Raw genomic sequence first — 20,438 nt, forward strand, 5'->3', positions numbered from 1 at the left:
CTACACCAAAGCGATGCTGCCGGACGGCAGCAAAACCGCTGACCTCTGCAAGGATTGAAACAATAGGGCCTGACCGCTTCCCGGCTCTGGCCTGGGAGGCGGTTCAGCGGGGAGGGCATATGAGCAAGGTCGATCTCAGCTTCATCGTAACGGTGCTAGCTAAGGGCGCCATGATCACGGTTATCGTCACCCTTGGCGCATTCCTCGTGACGATCGTCCTGGGGTTTATCGTCGGCCTGACCCGTGTCTCTCCCCATTGGCCGTTGCGATGGTTCAGCATCGTTTACATCGAATTCTTCCGCGGTACGTCTTTGCTGGTCCAGCTCTACTGGTGGTTCTTTGTACTACCAATCTTCGGTATTTTCCTATCACCGTGGACTGTCGGAATCTTGGGTATCGGAATGAATGCCTCCGGCTATGCAGCCGAGTACGTCCGCGCCGCCATTCAGGCCGTTGACCGGGGACAGTATGAGGCATCAACAGCGCTAAATTTTTCACGGCTCATCATGATGCGGCGTATCATTTTGCCGCAGGCGATGCGCGCCATGCTGCCGGTCTGGGGTAATATGTTCATCCACGTGCTTCTGGGTAGCTCGCTCGTCTTCTTCATCACCGTCACCGAATTTACCAGCGCCGCCAAGCAGGCGGCCGACGCCACCGGCAATTACATGCTGTTCTTCGCAGTCGCACTCTTTGGCTATTACGTCTTTGCGCGCGCCCTCATTACGCCTTTCGTGCGCTGGCTGGAACGCCGCACTTCGCGCGGTTTCGTACGGGAGCTGCTGGCTTGAACGTCTGGGATTGGTCTTACGTATGGGAGGCCTTCCCATATCTCTATCAGGGTGCGATCGTCACCATTGAGGCCACGCTGCTTGGGTTCGCGATCGCGCTGGTGCTGGGCCTGGTCTTCGCGATGATCCGCCAGTCGCCAAATCGCTACATCTGCACCGCTATGGCCGAGATCGTGGAGTTCATCCGCTCAACGCCTTTGCTGCTGCAGCTGTTTTTTGTCTATTTCGTTGGTCCGCAGTTCGGAATCATCATTCCTGCCTGGACGGCAGGCATCGGCGTACTCGGCATCCACTATGCAGCCTATTGCTCCGAGGTCTACCGCGGCGGCATCGAGAGCGTAGACGGCGGCCAGTGGGAGGCCTGCACAGCGCTGAACCTTTCGCGGCGGCGGACGTGGCGGACAATCATCTTGCCGCAGGCGATCCCGCCCGTCGTTCCTGCTCTGGGCAATTACTTCATCGGCATGTTCAAGGACACGCCGGTCCTGGCGGCCATCTCGATCTTCGAGATGCTGCAGCAGGCAAAGAATTTCGGGGGCAACAACTATCGCTACATCGAAGCGATCACTATGGCCGGCTTCTTCTTCCTCGTGTTCAGCCTGGTAGCTTCTGCCATCGTGCAATTGGTAAGCGTCTGGCTCAACCGCCGCTACCACCTGCAGTAGGGAGCCTTCTGCTATGAGCGAATCTGTGCTTAGCTTCGAGAACATCACGAAGCGCCATAAGTCGTTAACCAGCCCGAACGGGCTAAGTCTCGATATCACTTATAACGAAAAAATCATGAACGAACCTATGGTCCGCTTCGAGAACGTCACAAAGCGCTACGGCGCGCTGACGGTGCTCGATGGACTCAATCTCGAGATCGCTCGCAACGAGAAGGTGTCCATCATTGGCCCCTCCGGCTCGGGAAAGACCACCGTTCTGCGCATGCTCATGACACTGGAGCGGATCAACGATGGGGTGATCTGGGTCGACGGCGAACCGCTCACCCACATGCAGAAGAACGGCCAGATGGTGCCGGCGAGCGACCGTCATCTGCGTCGCGTACGCGGCAAGATCGGTATGGTGTTCCAGCACTTCAACTTGTTCCCGCACATCACTGCGCTGCAGAACTGCATGGAGGCCCCAGTCTCTGTCCTCGGGCTATCAAAGCAGGAGGCGGAAGCCCGTGCGGCTGAGCTGCTCGATATGGTGGGTCTCGGCGACAAGAAGAATCATTTCCCGATTCAGCTTTCGGGCGGTCAGAAGCAGCGTGTGGCGATCGCTCGGGCGTTGGCCATGCGGCCCAAGGTAATGCTGTTCGACGAGGTGACATCGGCGCTCGACCCTGAGCTCGTTGGAGAGGTGCTCAACGTCATCCGCAAGCTCGGCGCCCAATATGACCTCACCATGCTGATGGTCACGCACCAGATGGGTTTCGCCAAGGAGTTCTCCGATCGCGTCTGCTTCTTTCATGGCGGCAAGATTGTCGAACAGGGCCCGCCCAGCCAGCTGTTAGGCAATCCGCAAAACGAGCGGACGCGTCAGTTCCTTAATGCCGTTCTGGAGGCGAGGTAAGCTTCGCGCATGGTGCCGCTGGTTGAGCTGTCACCATGACTGCCGGAATTTGTCAGCGTGGAGAGGTTACACCGGTTCGCTGCTATGGTGAGACCGGTTTTATGGACGAGTTGGCGTGGACTTTGCGCTTGCCGCCGGTATCAATCTGGCTATCCGGTCGCGCCAAGGCACGCGGCGGCCAGTGAGGCAAGATGGTTACCGTACTCGACAGGGTTTCCGCGTTCGCGCCACCCCGAGAAGGCGCATCGGCCCGACCAGGATGTGCTGCGCCAAACCGACTGGATCCGCGTCGAGGCGCCGATCTCGAAAGGCTATGCCAGACGCGCGACATTGCAGCGCGTGAAGGAATTCGATCCCTCGATCTTCACCAAGTCGGAAGTCATGGTCGGCCTTGGCGAGGAGCGGAAGGAGATCCTGCAGCTCATGGACTATCTTCTATCTTCGCTCGGCCAATGTCGACGTCGTGACCATCGGCCAGTATCTGCAGCCGTCGAAGAAGCACCACCTGGTGATTCGTTTGTCTTGCCGGAGGATTCAAGTCCTACGAGATGGTCGGCAAGGCCAAGGGTTTCTTGCTCGTCGCTTCGAGCCCGCTGACACGCTCCTCGCATCACGCCGGCGATGACTTTGCGCGGTTGCGCGGGGCACGCGAGGCGCAGCTGGCGAAATCGGGCCCTGACGGCTGGTTTCATGCCGAGTTTTAAGCAACCTGTTGTGCGGCTATCGACTGCAACGCTTCACCTCGATCGCCGCGCCGTATACCCGTTGAGCCCGCGATACGCTCCACGAATACGGAATCGTTTGCGCCGTACAGCGTTCAAGAGCCGCTCCGGGTCGTCGGCCAGTTTCGAAAATACGTTCCATGCACATCATGCGTGTGACGCAGGCATGGTACCTCGGCCGCCGAAGTTTGTGATCGTTGGAGCCAACTAGGCTTCGCCGTTTATCCTCGTGACCGGCTCCCCGGCCCCGGGTCGGGGCGTTTTCTATCGGCGGACATGAACGAGCTCGCGCTCGGGCGCGCGGCACTGCTCGCTCAAGGCGGTTGTGTTAGGCCTGTCCTCAAGCTTGGCGCGTGCACGTACCGTTTAAGAGATTCACGCCGCATTCTTCGTCTTCACGTGTTCAAGCCGACTAACCGGCATACATTGCAGTGCCTGGCGTGAAGCGCACAACCTTAGCAAGATTGCGGGCGAACCCCATCTTGTGGGTCACGATGACCAGTTTCATCTCCTGGTCGGCCAGCGAGCGGATGATCTCGAGGATGGATCCCCGTCACAATTTCTGGATCCATTGCAGCGATGGACTCACCTCTCTTAACGGATGGAAGCGGTCAAGCTATTCCTCCCCAAAGAAAGATGTCCCAGGCGGCTTTCGATCGCATATGCCGCCGCAAGAACGGTGGTGTCGGAATAGCGCGCACCGACCAATTGTAGCCCAACGGGGAGCCCTTGATCATCCAGCCCTGAGGGAAGGGACGCTGCAGGTTGCTGTGTCAGGTTGAAGGGATAGGTGAAGGGCGTCCAGTCGACCCACCCGCTGAAACTCTCATCGGGTTTGTCCCGTCCGACTGCGAACGGTGCTACAGGCATTGTCGGCGTGACCAGGAGATCGTAATCTTCGTGGAACTTGGCCATGAGAGCGGAAAGCGCAAACCGCATCGCCTCCGCTTCCTGGAGTTCGGCAAGCGTGATTTTAAGGCCGCGTTCGGCACCTTCCAGAAAGCCGGGATCCAGGAGTTGCCATTCTTTTTTGTCCATTCGCGACAGGATACGGGCGGCGCCGGCAAACCAAAAGGTAGCAAACGCCTCAACCGGATTTGCGAACCCCGGATCGATTTCCACCACTTCGGCTCCCAGAGCCCGAAGCTGGTCGACTGCCTTTTCGGTAACTCTTTGGATGTCGTGCGCCACCTTCACATATCCAAGATCCCGACTGTAGCCGATGCGCAGACCCTTAAGTGTTTTTTCCGGATCGACCTCGATTTTGGGGTAGACGGGTCCGGCATAACCATCGCGACTATCCTTTTGAGTAATGACGTTCATCATCAGGATCGCGTCAGCAACCGTGCGAGTCATCGGGCCCAAATGAGACAGCGTGGTCATTGCGCTGGCAGGCCATTGCGGAACGATGCCGAAGGTCGGCTTAAAGCCGAAGGTTCCTGTGAAGCTCGCCGGTATTCGGATCGATCCCCCACCGTCGCTGCCTTGATGAAGAAAGCCAAGATTAAGGGCTGCCGCTACTGCGGCCCCCCCCGACGACCCGCCCGGTGTCAGGTCAGCGTTCCAAGGATTACGGGTGATGCCGTAGACTGGGCTATCTGTAACACCTTTCCAGCCAAACTCCGGAGTGGTTGTCTTGCCAAGGATAATGCCGCCGGCCTCGCGAATGCGCGCTGTAACAGGCGCGTCGTCTATCCAAGGCCCGTTGGCGTGCCCCGACAGTGAGCCGCGCCTCGTCGGCCAGCCGCGCGTCAAGGTGAGATCTTTGAGGGTGGCCGGAATGCCATCGAGAACTCCGGCTGGTTCCCCCTTCATCCAGCGCTCCTCCGAAGCCCGGGCAACAGACCTCGCCGCTTGGTGATCGACGAGGCAAAATGCGTTGAACGTCGGGTTGTTTTCGTCGATGCGGCTGAGACAGTCATCGACGACTTCAACGGGCGACACCTGCCGCGTCCGATACAGCTCCAGGCACTCGCATGCCGTCAGATCGTCAAGAAATGTTGGCGAAGATGAATGAGTCTTCATTTTACAAGGTCCGCTACATTTTGTTTTTAAGGCATACGGCGGCAGCTGTTGACTATTCTGTGGCCTTCTCGACCTTGTTATGCTGCGTTGACGTTGTTTTGATCTTATTTCGCCGGCCGGCAGTGTGCATCAAATTCTCGCAACGATATGGCTGGAAAGTCGGTCAGGGCATGGGCCGTTTCATGGCCACTCAGATAGGAACGGACCACATTTTCCAGTTGAAGCAAGAAATTGGAGCAGTTCAGCGATCGTGCATCTGGTCAGTCCTGATCACCAATACTATTCCCGGTCGCGAATACCTCAAGCCACTAGCGTATTCTCTACGAGCTTGATCCAGTACGATGTTCCATAGGGAATGGCCTCGTCGTTGAAATTGTAGGCGGGGTGATGCAAGCCGGCGCTGTCGCCATTCCCGCACCAGATGAAGGCAGCCGGCCGCGCCTGCGCCATGAATGAGAAATCTTCCCCACCCAAAACCGGCGGCGCGTCAACGACATTGTTTTCACCGGCCACGTACTTCGCCGCCGCCATCGCAAGCTCGGTCTGGAGGGGCTGGTTGAAGAGGATTGCGTCGTAGCTCTGAACAGTAAGATCGATCTTGGCTCCGGTTGTTTGGGCGATGCCGGCGACCACCTCGCTCACGCGCTTCTTGACAAGATCACGTACCTCCGGCTTCAGCGTGCGCATGGTGCCCAGCAGCTCTGCTGTATGTGGAATCACCGGCACCAATCTCTGCCCGGCCTGAAAATGGTGGAAAGAAATTCCCGCCGACTCCACCGGGTCGATGTTCTGAGCCAAGATTTGCTGCAAGGCCGTCATAAGCTGCGCGCCGACCATGATGGGGTCGATGCATTCATGCGGCCTGCCGGGATGACCGCCGCGGCCTTCAATTCTGATCTCGATGCCGTCCGTTGCCGCCATTACCGGACCCGGCCGGATGCCGAAGGCGCCAATCGGCATGCCTGGACGATTGTGCATTCCATAGACCTGTTCGATATGAAAGCGCTCCATCAAACCGTCCTCTATCATGGCGACCGCGCCCGTACCGATCTCCTCCGCAGGTTGGAAGATCATGACTGCCGTTCCGGCAAAATTCCGGGTCTCGGCAAGGTGGCGCGCTGCGCCGAGCAGCATCGCGGTGTGACCGTCATGACCGCAGGCATGCATCAGCCCCTTGTTCTTGGAGGCATAGGGCAGATCGGTCGCTTCCTCGATCGGCAGCGCATCCATGTCAGCGCGCAAACCGATGACCTTGGAGTGGCCGTTTCTCACCGCCCTATTGCCCTTGATAACGCCTATGACGCCGCTCTTGCCGAGGCCGGTCACGACCTCGTCGCAGCCGAATTCGCGCAGACGCTCGGCCACGAAGGCCGAAGTGCGGTGGACGTCAAAGCCCAGTTCGGGATGTGCGTGAATATCTCGGCGCCAAGCCACTATCTCGGGGAGAAGGTCGGCGACACTATTGAGAACGGCCACGAGAGTTTCCTTTCTTGCATTGGTGTAAGGACGGTGCTGTCTCCGGCTAGGAGCCCTTCGGCAGCCCTATTCTTCAGCAATTGGCAGAGCAAAAGACGCCTTAATCCGGTCCATGACGACGGTCGTCTTGAATGCCTTTACCTCGAGATGTTCGTAAAAAAAGCGACGGGTAAATGCCTCGTACTCAGTCATGTCCTCAGCAGAAACCGTAATGATAAAATCGGCTTCACCTGTTACATAGTAGGCGTTCATGATCTCAGGTGTGCGCCGAATTGCCTGCTTGAAACGATCGATAATATCTGCTCGATCGCGCTCGAGAGTAATGGAGACGAGCAGGAGCACGGGCCGACCGACCGCCATTGGCGAAACTATGGCAACGTCCGCCTCAATAACGCCGGCGTCCCGAAGGCGCTTTAACCTTCGCTGACAAGCAGTAGCCGATAGTCCAGCAAGCTCACCCAATTCTTCTGTCGTAAGGCGATTGTTGCGCTGCACGGCGTTGAGAATCTTGCGATCAATTCGGTCCAGATCCATTCGCGATCTCTCATCGACGATATCGGGTCAGACAACAGCCTACGCGCCTGTCCGCAAGGACAAAATGTAGCAGGTGCCAACCGGCCTCATTGTCCCAAATGCCCCTGCGAGCCGCCGAAAATCGGCGTTTTTTTGGCCGGTCATGCAGGATATTGCCCTAAAGCCTAGGCTGAACGACCGCGCTCGCCTCCGGAAGAACCTTAGCGGGCGCCTGGATCGCCGGTCTGCCAATTCTTCAGGAATAGCCGGGATCGGATCGTGAGAAGCTGCAATTCTACAGATAGCCCGGATCTCTCAAGGAGCACAGCCTGGGTGAGCAGGTCAGCGAACTGAAACTGGAGCTTTATTGAACAATCTCAGGTTTTGGAAAGATCATTGCTTGCAACACAATTCTCCCGGATCGCCCGCCTGATCTATGCGATATTCTCGCGGGCGGTTTGTTTCAGTCTGCACCCAAGCTGGACACCGAAACGTTTAAAATTAATCGAGGCATTGCCGGATCCGCCTCGATTGGGTCGTGCGGTTCGGCGCCGTCGTTGGTCTGATGAACGAAGGCCACTGTGCCGGAAAGACGGCTGGCGGAGTTCAGAGGTTAGGTGGAGGTGGAGGCGGCGCGCCCGGGGATGATGATCGCGCTGGCTGACGCGCGTAGCGATGTGCAACAAGTTCCCCAAATACCGCTCGCCAGGCAATTGCAGCACTCCACGATGCTGCCTCAGATTCGTACGCGATTCCTGCACAAATTATAACTTTGCGCCGGAATGCGGCGTCACCAACCAGATATTAGCCGGAAGTCCGTAAAGCGCAGTATATAGAGTAGGCGGCCAGCGAACATGCGTCATCAATTGACCAATCTCTTTGCCTCCACGGATCCTGACCTATGCAAAGCTCGCCACTGCCAAATAGTTCAAAGACCTCCTCAATCGTCAGCAGCGTCCCGGGGAGAGGGGCCCATTTGCTTCCCCTGGATGTCATCCGAAGCGAGTTTCCCGCCACGGCAAACGCCATCTACATGGATGTTGCGAACCAGGGCCTCATTTCAAGAACAACATGGGCATCGATCGAGCAGCATTTGAGCAATAGACTGCATGGTCTGAACGACGAAGAAAGCATGTTGGAACATGTAGAGCATACTCGTGCCAGATTCGCACAATTCATCAATTCAGCCCAAGATGAAATTGCTATTACTAAAAATGCATCAGAAGGCATCAACATCATCGCTAATGCGGTCGATTGGAGACCTGGAGATAACGTCGTCCTTTGTCCGAAATTGGAGCATGCAAATAATATCCTGCCGTGGCTTCAGATCAAGAATCGCTACAATGTTGAATTGCGTTTCGTAGAGCCGGAGGACGGCTCGATCTCACCCGACGCTATCGTAAAGGCAATTGATTCTCGTACCCGTGTTGTTGCCCTTGCGACGATGACAATGGTTCCAGGGTTTCGGACCGTCCTGAAGCCGATATCCGAAGCCTGCAGACGCTATGGCGTCTTCCTTTTGGCTGACGCAACGCAATCTGTTGGAATACTCCACACGGACGTTACTCAACTTGGCATAGACGGCTTGGCGGTGTCCACTGTGAAGGGCTTGATGGGCCTTTATGGATCAGGGTTCTTGTACTGCCGCAGGGAGTGGGCCGACCGGTTGAATCCGGCGTATCTTGCCCGCTTCAGCGTAGATTTCGGAAACGCACCGGAATCGGCTCCAGTCCCTAGTTCTGTGAAGTTGCGCAACGGCGCCCCCCGTTTCGATATCGGGCACTACAACTTCCCCGGCATGCTGGCTGCATATGCATCCATGGGCCAGCTGCTTGAGATTGGAACCGCTGCGATCGAAGAACACGTAACCTCACTCGCAAAGCGCCTCGCCTTTGGTTTTTTGGAACTGGGGCTGCCGGTCTGCGGCGGGTCTCCGGGTAGTCACACTGGAAGTATCGTGGCACTTGGCGATCCATCGGCACTTGTTGAAGGGCGCCCTGCCGACCGTCGCATTCACTCGCTTCACGAGCACTTTGCCAACAACCATGTGATTGTCTCGATACGCAGAGGCATGCTTCGGTTTTCGCTGCATCTTTATAACACCAGAGACGAAGTCGATCGCGTAGTCGATCTCGCAAAAGCTGTTTGAGATGGGCGTAATAAGATCAGTTCACGGGATCTAGGAGAGTGTATGTCAATCCAGCCAGCCGAAACTGTACCGCTCCTTCAAGAACTCATCAACATCGAGAGCATCAATCCATCGTTGTCGCCAAAGGGTAGTGGAGAAAAGGCGGTAGCCAAGTTCCTCGAGCGGTTTTGCAAGGAACGGAACATGCCGTATGAACTCCAGGAGGTGACTGACGGTCGCTCAAATTTCCTGACTTGGGTTCCAGGGCAGGAGCCCGAAAGGCGCATTCTATTTATCGCTCATATGGATACCGTTCCAATTGATAAATGGGATTCTGATCCATTCTCTGGGGAGCAAAGGGAAGGGCGGATCTACGGTCGAGGTAGTTGCGATACAAAAGGCTCACTTGCAGCTATGTTGATTGCGCTTAGCACGCTTGGGGAGCGACAACCCAAAGCCACCGTAGTACTCGCAGCCAGCATTGACGAAGAGTACCGCAAACTTGGCGCACGAGCTATCGCTCAGTCGGGCGTATCCTATGAAGCTGCGGTAGTCGGTGAACCAAGCGAGTTAGAGCTTATCGTGGCTCACATGGGTTCGGTTCGCTGGCAAATCGAAGTTGAGGGTGTGCCGGCTCACAGTTCGAGGCCTCATCTCGGAGTCAACGCAATCACAGGTATGGCCCGGATAATACTGGCGCTTGACGAGCATCATCGGGAGCTGATGTCTCGGCCGCACCACCCATTGGTAGGCTCCTCACTTCTAACCGTGAGTCTTATCGAAGGGGGCCTGGAGCTGACCACCGTGCCGCCAGCTTGCCGTATCTGGATCGATCGACGCCTTATACCAGGAGAGACCCCTCAGGAAGCGATACAGGAGGTAGAGGAAATTCTGGAAAGCTTCCGGCAAGGAGAGCACAAAATCAAGGTGCGCTCATTGCTCCCTGCGTTGGAAGATCCGCCTCCGATCAGTTCCGAGTCAAGCAGAATTGCAGACGTCGCAGCGGCGGCATGTGCGGCGGTGGCCGGGACCGGGGAGCAGAAAGGTGCCAGCGGTGGTACCGATGCAAATCAGCTATCCTTGGCCGGCATTCCTTGCGTCGTCATCGGCCCAGGGTGTACTGCCCAGGCCCATACGAACAACGAGTTCGTCGACATAGATCAGCTCAACAAAGCGGTCGAAATATACCAACGGATCATGCTCAGTTATTAGGTGGATTTGAGACCACTGCGTGTCCTCTCGATTGCTGAATTCAGTTGACTTGGATGCAAAAGCATCTCGCAATGAGTCTGGCAGCGTTGCTTCGAAGGTTAGGGATCGGCGGCGTCCCGCAACTGTGTAGATCGGCAGTAGGTTGGGCTACAGCCGATCGCCGCTCCGTGGTCGTCTTCGCACTTGGCGCGCGAGCGAGACCGGACACGAGGTCCGGCTCTGCCACAGGCCTACGTCAAGCCATATGTGAGGCGCGGCAACAGATGCTGCCGGCGCCGAAGCACTATGCCGGGCTCTCCTGCCGAGGAAGTGCTTCATTGACACCACCGACAGTGAACACAACTGTCCGATCCGGTTTGGCCTGACGGTTCACGACGTCAAGGCGCGGCTGCGATTGAGCGGCATTCGCTCTTTATAAAAAGCGAACGGCTAACGAGGCGTACCGTTCAACGTGTTTTTCGTCGGTCAATAGCCAGAGTTGCCGCCTGCGTCTGTAAGTGGCGAAAGCACTTGGCTGGCTGCCTGACCAGCGATCGAGCACGAAACGCCGACGCATTATTTGGATGTGCTCAGGCTTGGTGGGATCCGAGCGGTTACAAGCCGTTCGTCTATCCGCAGCGGGTTGAGGTGCGTTCTTACTCAATTGATTTTTCGCTCAATTCCGCACGAGTTCGCTGTTGTTTGCAGGAATGCCGCACAAAGGGCCGCAACTGCGCTGCCGATCGGTGCTGAGGCAGCAATAACCTAGAGGCATCAAGCAGACAGTTGGAGTCTTAGATGAGGGGCACGTCAATCACGGCACTGCGCGGGCTCAAACGGCCAGATCTCCTGCGTGGATGCGCGTATTTGAATGGCGCTTGGCTCTCGAAGCCAGATACTCTCGGTGTGTTCGATCCCGCAAACGGCGACGAGCTGGCTCAAGTTGCGGCTTGCCGAGACTCCGAGATTGATGACGCGGTCCGATTTGCAAGGGCAGCGTTCCTCAAGTGGCGCGACATGCTTCCGTTACAGCGTGGTGCATATCTGCGGAAATGGGCGGCAGGTATGCGAGAAAGCGCCGAAGACCTGGCTGTCATCATAACGGCCGAGCAAGGTAAACCACTCGCCGAGGCGGCTGCGGAGATTTCATATGCTGCCGGCTTTCTTGATTGGTTTGCGGGGGAAGGCGAGCGGGCTTATGGCGAAACCATCCCCAGCCATCTCGCCGAAAGCAAGCTGGCCGTGCATCTGCATCCGATCGGAGTGACCGTCGCTATCACGCCTTGGAACTTTCCGTCGGCAATGATCACCAGAAAGGCCGGAGCCGCGTTGGCCGCTGGCTGCACAATGATCGTAAAGCCGGCACCCGAAACGCCGCTGTCGGCGCTCGCGCTTGCCCGCCTTGCTGAGGACGCCGGGATCCCGCCCGGTGTGTTTCAGGTGATCACGGGCGAAGCTCCGCCACTTGCCAGCCGACTCTTGAAGCATACCGACGTGCGTGCGTTTTCTTTTACGGGTTCGACGGAGGTCGGCCGGATCCTGCTCGAGCAATCCGCGAAGACGGTGAAGAAAGTCTCGCTCGAACTTGGCGGCAATGCTCCTTTCATCTTATTCGGCGATGCGCCGATCGACGCTGCGGTTGCCGGCTGTATGGCAGCCAAGTTCGCGACATCCGGCCAGGACTGTCTCGCGGCCAACCGGATCTATGTGCAGCGAGGAGTCTACGAGCATTTTGTAGAAAAATTTGCCGAGGCCACCAGCAAACTGAAAGTCGGACACGGATTGGAGCCGGGTGTCGGCATCGGTCCGATGACAAAGGCTTCTGGTGCTGAAAAGTGCAGGCAACAGATTTCCGAGGCTCTAGCAGCCGGGGCTCGCATGGTAACCGGCGCACAGGATAATCCGCTCGGCGGGAACTTCGTCACGCCGGCCGTTCTTGCCGATGTGACCGATGACATGCTGATCGCAAAGGACGAAACGTTTGGACCTGTGGCTGCAGTCCTGCCTTTCGAAGACGAAGAGGAGGTGGTCGCGCGAGCCAACAATTCCGAGATGGGACTTGCAGCGTACGTCTATACCCGAGACCTCAACCGCGCCGTACGGCTCACCGACCGGCTCGAGTACGGCATGGTTGCCGTGAATACTCCAAAATTTACGGGCGCGGGCATTCCGTTCGGCGGCTGGAAGCAATCCGGCCTTGGTCGCGAGGGCTCAAGGCACGGTCTCACCGAATATCTCGAACCCAAATACGTCTGTATCGGCAACATCGCGGCCTGAAAGGAACCATCCAATGACCATCGATATCAAAGAAATCAGTGAAAAGGACCGCAACTCGGTCCTGCATCCTTTCACGCAGCTTAAGGACTTCGCCACCGGAAAGCTCGGCGAACCGACGATCGTCGAGACAGGGAAGGGAATTCGCATTCAGGACGCGCATGGCAACCACTTTATCGATGGTTTTGCCGGCCTCTACTGCGTCAATGTCGGCTATGGCCGCACGGAGGTCGCCGATGCGATCTCGCGTCAGGCCCATCGCCTGGCCTACTATCACTCCTATGTGGCGCACACGACCGACGAACTCGCTATCCTCTCTGATCGCCTCGTCAAGATGGCGCCTGGCAAGATGAGCAAGGTCTTCTACGGCATGTCCGGCTCGGACGCCAACGAGACCCAGGCCAAGCTCGTCTGGTATTATAATAATCTTCGCGGCAAGCCGACCAAAAAGAAGATCATCTCCCGTGAACGCGGCTATCACGGCTGCAGCGTCGTCTCCGGCTCGATGACGGGCATGAGTTTCTATCACGACCACATGGACCTGCCACTTCCGCAGATTGTACACACCGGTGTCCCGCATCACTACTGGGGCGCAAACCCGGGCGAGACCGAGCTGGAATTCTCAAAGCGGCGAGCCCAGGAACTTGACCAACTGATCGAACGGCTCGGCCCGGACAACGTCGGAGCCTTCATTGGCGAGCCGGTGCTTGGCACCGGTGGCATCACGCCTCCGCCGGAAGGTTATTGGGAAGCGATTCAGACAGTCCTCAAAAAGCATGATGTGCTCCTGATTGCCGATGAAGTAATCACCGGGTTCGGCCGCACCGGCTCCATGTTCGGCTCACAGCACTATGGCATCGAACCCGACCTCATCACGATCGCGAAAGGTCTGACGTCCGCCTACTTTCCGCTTTCTGGCGCAATCGTTGGTGAGAAGGTCTATAAAGTGTTGGAGGATGGGGCCGACAAGGTCGGCGCATTCTCGCACGGCTACACCTACTCTGGTCATCCGATCGGCGCGGCCGCGGCGAACGCGGTCCTCGACATCGTCGAGAAGGAAGACCTCCCTGGCAATGCTCGTGACGTCGGCGCGTTCTTCCAAGCGCAGCTGAATGAAAAATTCGCACAGTTACCGATCGTGGGGGAAGTGCGTGGGGTCGGTCTTATGGGCGCAATCGAGTTCGTTGCCGACCGTGACAACCGGAAGCGTTTTGATCCGACGTTGAAGATTGGTGCGCGAATCTCGAAGGCCGCTCGCGATCGCGGCCTCATCGCACGCGCGATGCCGCATGGCGATATTCTTGGGTTTGCCCCACCTCTCGTAACAACCAAAGCTGAGGCGGAAGAGATTGTTGCAATCGCCGAAAGCGCAGTGCGCTCGGTTATGGATGAACTCGTAAGGAAAGGCAATGACATCTAAAGCGCAGGGTGAGGGAAGGCATCCGTTTGTGAGAAGCAGAAGGGGCAGTCGGACAGGTTCTTTGCACTCAAGCGCCAAGCGGAGTGCTCAGACCGACGTGCGATCGTCTTGGGGAAGTTCCCTTGATTGCACGCTGTGACCTCAAGAGGACTTTCATCCACGCGAACCTTGCGATGACGAGAGTAAGCGCAGTCCAGGTCACGGCTCGCGGCACTTATGACCCGCACTCCCGCGCTCAAGATCGATCCGCGTGGGTGACGCCTCTGGTGCTCCAACCCATCGCCCGGCGCTGAATGGGAGCGCTGGGGTACATGGGTCTAAGCCAACTGTGGAAGGCCGCGTAGTTCACAAACCCGTCCGTCTTGCGTGGTGAATGAAACGGTTAACCTATACAAGGAGAGATCGAAATGAAGAATATACTGCCTTTTAGCCAAGCAGAATACCTTGCAAGGTTAGAAAAAGTAAAGAAGTCTATGAATGATCAAGGAATTGATGCCTTATTGATCACTGATCCGGCCAACATGTACTACGTGTCGGGATACAACGCGCTCTCTTATTATGTTGAGCAAGTTATCTTGGTTGCGCTGGACGACGATATGCCGCGGTACATAGGACGCTACAACGATGCGTTGGTCGGCGCGCATGTGACAACGTGGCTATCAAGAGATCATGTCCATTGGTACGCCGATGAATACACCAACAGCAGGACTAAGCACCCGATGGATTGGATATCGGGCCTGATTAAAGAACTAGGATACGGCAAAAAAACAATTGCTATCGAAATGGAGCATGATTTCATCGCGCCGCTCGCATACGAAAAATACAAGCAAGGATTGCCCGAAGCGAAGCTTGTGAACGGCAGCTTTATCGTAAACTGGGTAAGGATTATCAAGTCGGACAACGAAATCGAGATGATGAGGCGCGCCGGCAAGATTACTAGAAAAGCTTGGGAGGCCTGCGTCGACGCATTCGAACCCGGCGCCAGAAAGTGCGACGTGGCTGCTGCGGTACTTGAGGCTAGCGTCCGGGGAACAGAGGAATTCGGGGGCGATTGGCAGGTAGGGCCGCCTGTGTTTCCTGGTGGCGAATATGCCGGAGCTCCTCACCTTACGTGGGATGAAAGCAGGTACCCGGACAGATACGATATGTATATGGAAACAGCCGGTGTCTATAAGCGCTATCACTGCCCCGTATCACGCACAATGTGCCTCGGGCAGCCTTCCGAAAAATTTCTTTACCATGCAAATGCCGCCATCGAGGGCTTGCAAGAGGCGCTTGCTGTCGTCAAGGAGGGCGTGACCTGTGAGGAGGTTGAAGCCGCTTGGAGAAAAACGATAGCGAAATATGGGGTCAAAAAAGATTCACGCATTGGATATTCCGTGGGTATTGGCTTTCCTTCAACTTGGGTAGAAAAGACAGTCAGTCTGCGCCCGGGAGACAAGACGGTCCTTGAGCAAAATATGACGCTACACTGTATTCCCGGTTTGTACTACGATGATTTCGGTATTTCGATCAGTCAGTGTATAAGGGTGACGAAAACAGGGCACGAAAAGTTGCATGATATCCCGTATGATGTGCTAATCAAGAACTAACTGTAACTTCACTTTTTGGAGCGTGTGTATTCGAGCCAGGTGCACCGAGAAACGGATAGGGGAGGGAAGACGCCTCGGGCCAATCGCCGCCAAGCGCGCCCAAACAAACGGGGGAAATTGGCCGTATTGAATCAAGCCGTCTAGAGCGCCTTGTGCACCTCTCCCCGCCGTCCATCTATGCCGCACTCGTCTTCCGGCCCAACGAGCAGGTTGCGGTCGACACATTCAACGCCTTGTTGAACGACTATCTTGGCTCCGACGAGATGATGGCGTCGGTCGGCGAATACGGCTTCAGCAAAGCCAACATGCCGGGCGGCCCCACGACCGCCGAGCTCTGCAGGCGTTGAAGCGGAGGCCGGAAATTGCCACCTATACGCGTGACTGCCTCCCCGGCCCTGCCGGGGGCGCCCATCCGGGGGAAGAGATGACGAGCTGGCACTTGGCTACAGGATCGCTGCGCTCGCCAGAGGCGTCATGGTCCCGTTATCACAACCCTCGCGGATCTTTCGTGGCGAACGCCTTGGGGCTGATCGTCGCCTCGTTCGGGTCTCCCGCCATTGGCTGCGCTGTTTCGGCGTTGCCTAGATCAAGTTCTTCCGCGGAACCTCGATGCGTATATCGTTCAGGAGTAGCTAAGTGCCCAATTCGACCGTGCTCAATCCCTGGGAATGGCCCGAGAGCCAATGGCGGCGGCGCGTCAACAAGGTCAGAGCGGGCAAGGTATTAAGACCAACGTGGCCCGACGGCAAGCGCTGCGCTTTCGCTGTCTCATTCGACGTCGATCACGAGTCGAATGAATTGCGCAGGGGAGGGCGGTCCCTGGGTAGACTATCGTGGGGACAGTACGGCAGTCGACGAGGGATGCCTCGGGCTTTGGAACTCTTAAGAAAGTACGACATTCCAGCTAGCTTTTTCGTTCCAGCAGTGATCGCTCAGCTGTATCCGGACGAACAACGGGCAGCTGTCGGTGAAGGCCATGAAATTGGGATGCACGGCTGGATACACGAGCTGAACTCGGAACTGAGCGTGGAGAGCGAGCGTTCTTTGATGATGAGGAGCGCCGACGTCCTTGAAAAAATCACGTCCAAACGTCCGACCGGGATTCGAACTCCATCCTGGGATTATTCCGACGCAACTCTCCAGATCATACGCGAGATGGGATTGACATACGACTCATCCCTGATGGCCGATGACAGTTGCTATGAGCTGCTGGAAGACGAGGAACCAACAGGAGTCATTGAAATACCGGTAGAATGGATTCGAGACGACGCCACTTATCTTTGGATGAGTCCCGATGGGTCGTCGCGACCAGATTTATCGCTCGATGACGTGCTATCCGTATTCATTCGGGAGTTCGAAGGGGCCTATCAAGACGCCGATTTATTCCAGCTAACTCTGCATCCACACGTCATCGGATATCGGTCAAGGATCTGGATCGTAGAAGAACTAATTCGATGCGCTAAAGCAAAGGGCGACGTTTGGTTTACCACACATCATCAGGTCGCGGAGCGTGCGGCCTCATGCCTCTGAACGCGTGCAAGACCGCAAATCTGCAAAGTTCGCTCACTTTCGTGAACGACCAAGTCGCACGTGGGCACGTGGAACAGAGACGCCATAGAACATTACCTGTGCGGCAAAAATCCACGTGGTGGATGCGCTGCCGATCGAGGAAGCGGCCGATCTGCCCTATGCCTCCGAGAACAAGGGCGTCATGCATGCCTGCGGGCATGACGGCCACACCGCCATGCTGGGAGATGGGTGAAGTGTCGTAGTTGCCCATCTCGTGCCCGTTAAAGCAGCCCCGTCGGTCCACCTTGGTTAGCTTGGAGCAATGTCCCCACTGCGCGCTAGCGACCACCAATTTCTCTGCAAATCTAGGCTATTACGCCGATCTCCTGCGTTGATGGACAATGGATTAGCGAAAATCAGCCCATTCAATACGCTAGGCTCATCGAGCGGTCTGATCCTCATATTGTAGGCTGGCCTGATGCGGTGAGTCAGAACTTTGCAAAGTATTCCGAACTACGCCACCTCCCAAGGCGACCGGGCCCGGCAGCGAGCTTAATCTCCTGCCGGGCATTTACGCCTACTAGCAACTCAGCGGGCCTTCAACTGGTTGAAGTCAACGGCTTTAGTTGCGGTTCAGCGCGATGTTGGAAACTGGAACACATGCAAGAGTCAGCTTAAATGAGCAAGGCGGCGGGCGCAGATACAGATCCATTTCCGCTACCGACATTTGCGCCGCTCAGGAACGCGACATTTCGGTCGATCTGGCTTGCCACGCAGGTATCGAGTCTCGGCTGGCTGATGCAGACTGTTGCCATCAGCTGGCTGATGGCCACGATCTCGACATCCGATCTGATGGTTGCCCTGGTCCAGGCTTCATCGAACCTGCCCGCCTTCATGTTGTCCGTGTTCGCCGGCGCTCTCGCCGACAATTTCAGCCGTCGCAGGGTCATGTTCGCCGGCCGGTGCCTAATGGTAATAGCATCTGCAATGCTGACCGCTTCAGTGGCGGTCGGCTTTGTCGACCCCTGGCTGATCCTCGGCTTCAGCTTCTTGATCGCATGCGGAGGCGCTCTTCACGATCCCGCCTGGCAGGCCTCGGTCGGTGACATGGTGGATCGACGCCATGTTCCCGCTGCCGTCACCCTGCTTTCCGTCGGCTTCAACACCGTGCGGACCGTGGGCCCGGCGCTCGGCGGCATTGTGGTTGCCTCGTTCGGACTTCTGACAGCTTTTGCCCTGACCACGCTTACTTATCTGGTCCCCTTGGTCACCATATGGCGCTGCAAGTGGAAGGTTCGCTCCTCAACTCTGCCGCGTGAACCGATGAGGACGGCGATCTATGACGGGCTGCGCTTCACGGCGATGTCATCGGAAATCAAGGCGGCGATCGCCCGCGGGACCCTGTTTGGTCTGGCTAGCATCGCCATACTCGCACTTCTGCCCCTGGTCGTTCGCGATCAACTGGGAGGAGGACCTGTGGCCTATGGAACACTCATGGCCGGCTTCGGAACAGGCGCCGTGTTCGCCGGCGTCTCCAACAGCGTGTTCAGGCGGCGACGGTCTCAAGAACGGCTGATGACGCTCGCGTGCGTCGCCTGCGCGGCGTGCTCCCTCTCCCTTGCACTGACCTCTTCGATTCCAGTGGCCGCAATTGCGCTCGCTTTGGGCGGCGCAGGCTGGGTCACCGCCTGGTCCGGCATTGGCGTGAGTGTGCAGTTGGCAAGCCCGCGCTGGGTCGTGGGGCGCACAATTTCGATCTATTATGCATTGATAGACGGCGGCATCGCCGCCGGCAGTTGGATTTGGGGGACGGTGGCCGAAAACCATTCCCTGACCTTGGCGCTGGAGGGTTCGGCTGGGGCCCTGCTGCTCGTCGCCGCGACTGGCGTCCTGTTTCCCCTTTGCGAGCGCCGCGAATCCGAGCCCGACCCTTTGGAGCAGTTCGACGCACCGCCAGTCGCCCTCAATCTCAAGCCAAGAAGCGGTCCCATCGTGGTCAGAGTGGAGTACCTTGTGCCCGAGGAAAATCGCGAAGCTTTCCTGGACCTCATGCGCGCGCGCCGGCATGTGCACAGCCGCGTCGGCGCTCGGCATTGGACCCTGCAGCGCAACCTTCAGGAGCCTATGCAATGGATAGAGACATTCCGTACGCCGACCTGGACCGACTACCTTCGTCTCAACCATCGTCTCACGGAAGCAGACAATGAACTGGGTGAACGTGTCGTAAAATTGCACGCAGGACAGCTTCCACCTAAAATCATGCTTTTGATCGAGCGACCGACAAGCTCGGCCCGCAAGCCTGAGCAATCGGCACCTTATTTTCTCCGGCATTAATGCTTTATGGCTCACCCTTTGCTGAGGAAACAATGATCACCGAACATGGCATATCGGTTGGTGGCGTCGAAACGAAGTATTGCGTGAATGGAACCGGCGAGAATATCGTATTCCTGCACGGTGCCGATTTCGGCGAAGAGGGTAAGAGTTCTTTTGTTCGCCAGTTGAACGGGCTATCCGATCAATTCAGGGTGATTGCAATTGATCAGCTCCATTTCGGTGGGACGGATTACCCCGCTGATGGCAAATACATCAACCGGCTCGGTCGTGTGGATCATGTGATTAGCTTTATCGAAGCGCTGGGATTGAAGCAAATCACGCTAGTCGGCCATTCTGAAGGAGCCTTCGTCGCCGCGCGGGTGGCGATCGTGCGCCCTGATCTTATTTCCAAGCTCGTACTCCTGACCGCCAATTCAGTGTCACCGGTGTTTGGAGACGAACGTGACGAAGCCTGGGCCCAAGCTTGCCGGCAGGCTTACGACTACTCGCGCCGGATGCCGAGCGAAGAGGAATACCTCGCCGCGTGGCGAAAAGCCACCCGCGCCTACGGGCAAGATGTGGAAGACGCCAAGCGGGCGGCCTACCGGCGGGCTGCGGCGCGGGGACAATGGAAGATCTTCCAGAGCCTGCCGGAAGAGGAGACAAACCTGCGTCTCTATGCGCTGCTCCAGCAGAAATACATCTTACCGCATCTTGCAAGGCTTCAGGTCCAGACATTGGTTATCTGGTCCAAGAACGACCCCACCGTGACGCCGGAGCAAGGGCTCAACCTGGCAAAGCTGATCAGCAGTTCAGATTTCCACCTGCTGAATGATGCAGGGCATGACATCCACATCGACCAAAGCGAAGCCGTGAACACGCTCATCCGTCAGTGGCAGCGCTAAGTCCACAGCGAAGGCCGAGACT

15 protein-coding genes and 2 pseudogenes are annotated in these 20,438 nt (G+C 57.0%); 14 read left to right on the top strand and 3 right to left on the bottom strand.

Going from position 1 to position 20,438, the window contains the following annotated elements:
• The 4 genes and pseudogenes from ehuC to ACWUKX_RS27545 form a co-directional block, all read left to right on the top strand.
• Positions 1 to 791 (top strand): ectoine/hydroxyectoine ABC transporter permease subunit EhuC (gene ehuC, locus ACWUKX_RS27530; protein WP_456009847.1); only part of this gene is annotated, 791 nt, incomplete at its 5' end.
• The gene (ehuD, locus tag ACWUKX_RS27535) at positions 788 to 1,456 is read left to right on the top strand and encodes an ectoine/hydroxyectoine ABC transporter permease subunit EhuD (RefSeq protein ID WP_456009848.1); all 669 of its coding nucleotides are present in this window, start codon (positions 788 to 790) and stop codon (positions 1,454 to 1,456) included. The genes ehuC and ehuD, both read left to right, overlap by 4 nt.
• 115 nt (positions 1,457 to 1,571) lie before the next feature.
• A complete protein-coding gene (gene ehuA / locus ACWUKX_RS27540; protein WP_456009850.1) occupies positions 1,572 to 2,348 on the top strand; it encodes an ectoine/hydroxyectoine ABC transporter ATP-binding protein EhuA in 777 nt (258 codons plus the stop codon).
• Between the two features lie 330 nt (positions 2,349 to 2,678).
• Positions 2,679 to 3,052: pseudogene (locus ACWUKX_RS27545) on the top strand (lipoyl synthase); the annotation flags it as partial.
• Positions 3,053 to 3,664: 612 nt separating this feature from the next.
• Here ACWUKX_RS27545 and ACWUKX_RS27550 read toward each other — a convergent pair.
• The 3 genes from ACWUKX_RS27550 to ACWUKX_RS27560 form a co-directional block, all read right to left on the bottom strand.
• Positions 3,665 to 5,095: an amidase gene (locus ACWUKX_RS27550; RefSeq protein WP_456009851.1), complete on the bottom strand. Its 1,431-nt coding sequence runs from the start codon at positions 5,093 to 5,095 to the stop codon at positions 3,665 to 3,667.
• 300 nt (positions 5,096 to 5,395) lie between these two features.
• A complete protein-coding gene (locus ACWUKX_RS27555) occupies positions 5,396 to 6,571 on the bottom strand; it encodes a M20 aminoacylase family protein (protein WP_456009852.1) in 1,176 nt (391 codons plus the stop codon).
• Positions 6,572 to 6,637: 66 nt separating this feature from the next.
• The gene (locus ACWUKX_RS27560; RefSeq protein WP_456009853.1) at positions 6,638 to 7,105 is read right to left on the bottom strand and encodes an Lrp/AsnC family transcriptional regulator; all 468 of its coding nucleotides are present in this window, start codon (positions 7,103 to 7,105) and stop codon (positions 6,638 to 6,640) included.
• A gap of 955 nt (positions 7,106 to 8,060) precedes the next feature.
• On the opposite strand from ACWUKX_RS27560, the gene ACWUKX_RS27565 reads away from it, so the two are divergent.
• The 10 genes and pseudogenes from ACWUKX_RS27565 to ACWUKX_RS27610 all read left to right on the top strand — a co-directional run bounded on the left by ACWUKX_RS27565 (position 8,061) and on the right by ACWUKX_RS27610 (position 20,416).
• Entirely contained in the window at positions 8,061 to 9,233 is a 1,173-nt protein-coding gene (locus tag ACWUKX_RS27565) for an aminotransferase class V-fold PLP-dependent enzyme (protein ID WP_456009854.1), read from the top strand.
• Positions 9,234 to 9,275: 42 nt separating this feature from the next.
• Positions 9,276 to 10,424, top strand: coding sequence for a M20 family metallopeptidase (locus tag ACWUKX_RS27570; RefSeq protein WP_456009855.1), 1,149 nt, complete (start codon positions 9,276 to 9,278; stop codon positions 10,422 to 10,424).
• Positions 10,425 to 11,201: 777 nt separating this feature from the next.
• Complete coding sequence (locus ACWUKX_RS27575; protein ID WP_456009856.1) at positions 11,202 to 12,680, top strand: NAD-dependent succinate-semialdehyde dehydrogenase; 1,479 nt, start codon at positions 11,202 to 11,204, stop codon at positions 12,678 to 12,680.
• A 13-nt stretch (positions 12,681 to 12,693) separates the two neighbouring features.
• The gene (locus tag ACWUKX_RS27580; protein ID WP_456009857.1) at positions 12,694 to 14,097 is read left to right on the top strand and encodes an aminotransferase; all 1,404 of its coding nucleotides are present in this window, start codon (positions 12,694 to 12,696) and stop codon (positions 14,095 to 14,097) included.
• Positions 14,098 to 14,504: 407 nt separating this feature from the next.
• Positions 14,505 to 15,689, top strand: coding sequence for a M24 family metallopeptidase (locus tag ACWUKX_RS27585; protein ID WP_456009858.1), 1,185 nt, complete (start codon positions 14,505 to 14,507; stop codon positions 15,687 to 15,689).
• A gap of 152 nt (positions 15,690 to 15,841) precedes the next feature.
• Positions 15,842 to 16,036 carry a hypothetical protein gene (locus tag ACWUKX_RS27590; RefSeq protein ID WP_456009859.1) on the top strand — a complete coding sequence of 65 codons (195 nt, stop codon included), beginning with the start codon at positions 15,842 to 15,844 and terminating at the stop codon, positions 16,034 to 16,036.
• Between the two features lie 289 nt (positions 16,037 to 16,325).
• Positions 16,326 to 17,219 carry a polysaccharide deacetylase family protein gene (locus tag ACWUKX_RS27595; RefSeq protein ID WP_456009860.1) on the top strand — a complete coding sequence of 298 codons (894 nt, stop codon included), beginning with the start codon at positions 16,326 to 16,328 and terminating at the stop codon, positions 17,217 to 17,219.
• Positions 17,220 to 17,337: 118 nt separating this feature from the next.
• A pseudogene (locus ACWUKX_RS27600) lies at positions 17,338 to 17,439 on the top strand (M20/M25/M40 family metallo-hydrolase); the annotation flags it as partial.
• Positions 17,440 to 17,876: 437 nt separating this feature from the next.
• The gene (locus ACWUKX_RS27605; protein ID WP_456009861.1) at positions 17,877 to 19,532 is read left to right on the top strand and encodes an MFS transporter; all 1,656 of its coding nucleotides are present in this window, start codon (positions 17,877 to 17,879) and stop codon (positions 19,530 to 19,532) included.
• Positions 19,533 to 19,564: 32 nt separating this feature from the next.
• Positions 19,565 to 20,416, top strand: a complete 852-nt coding sequence (locus ACWUKX_RS27610; protein ID WP_456009862.1) for an alpha/beta fold hydrolase — start codon at positions 19,565 to 19,567, stop codon at positions 20,414 to 20,416.
• Positions 20,417 to 20,438: the final 22 nt, after the last annotated feature.

The organism is Mesorhizobium sp. f-mel (assembly GCF_053850215.1).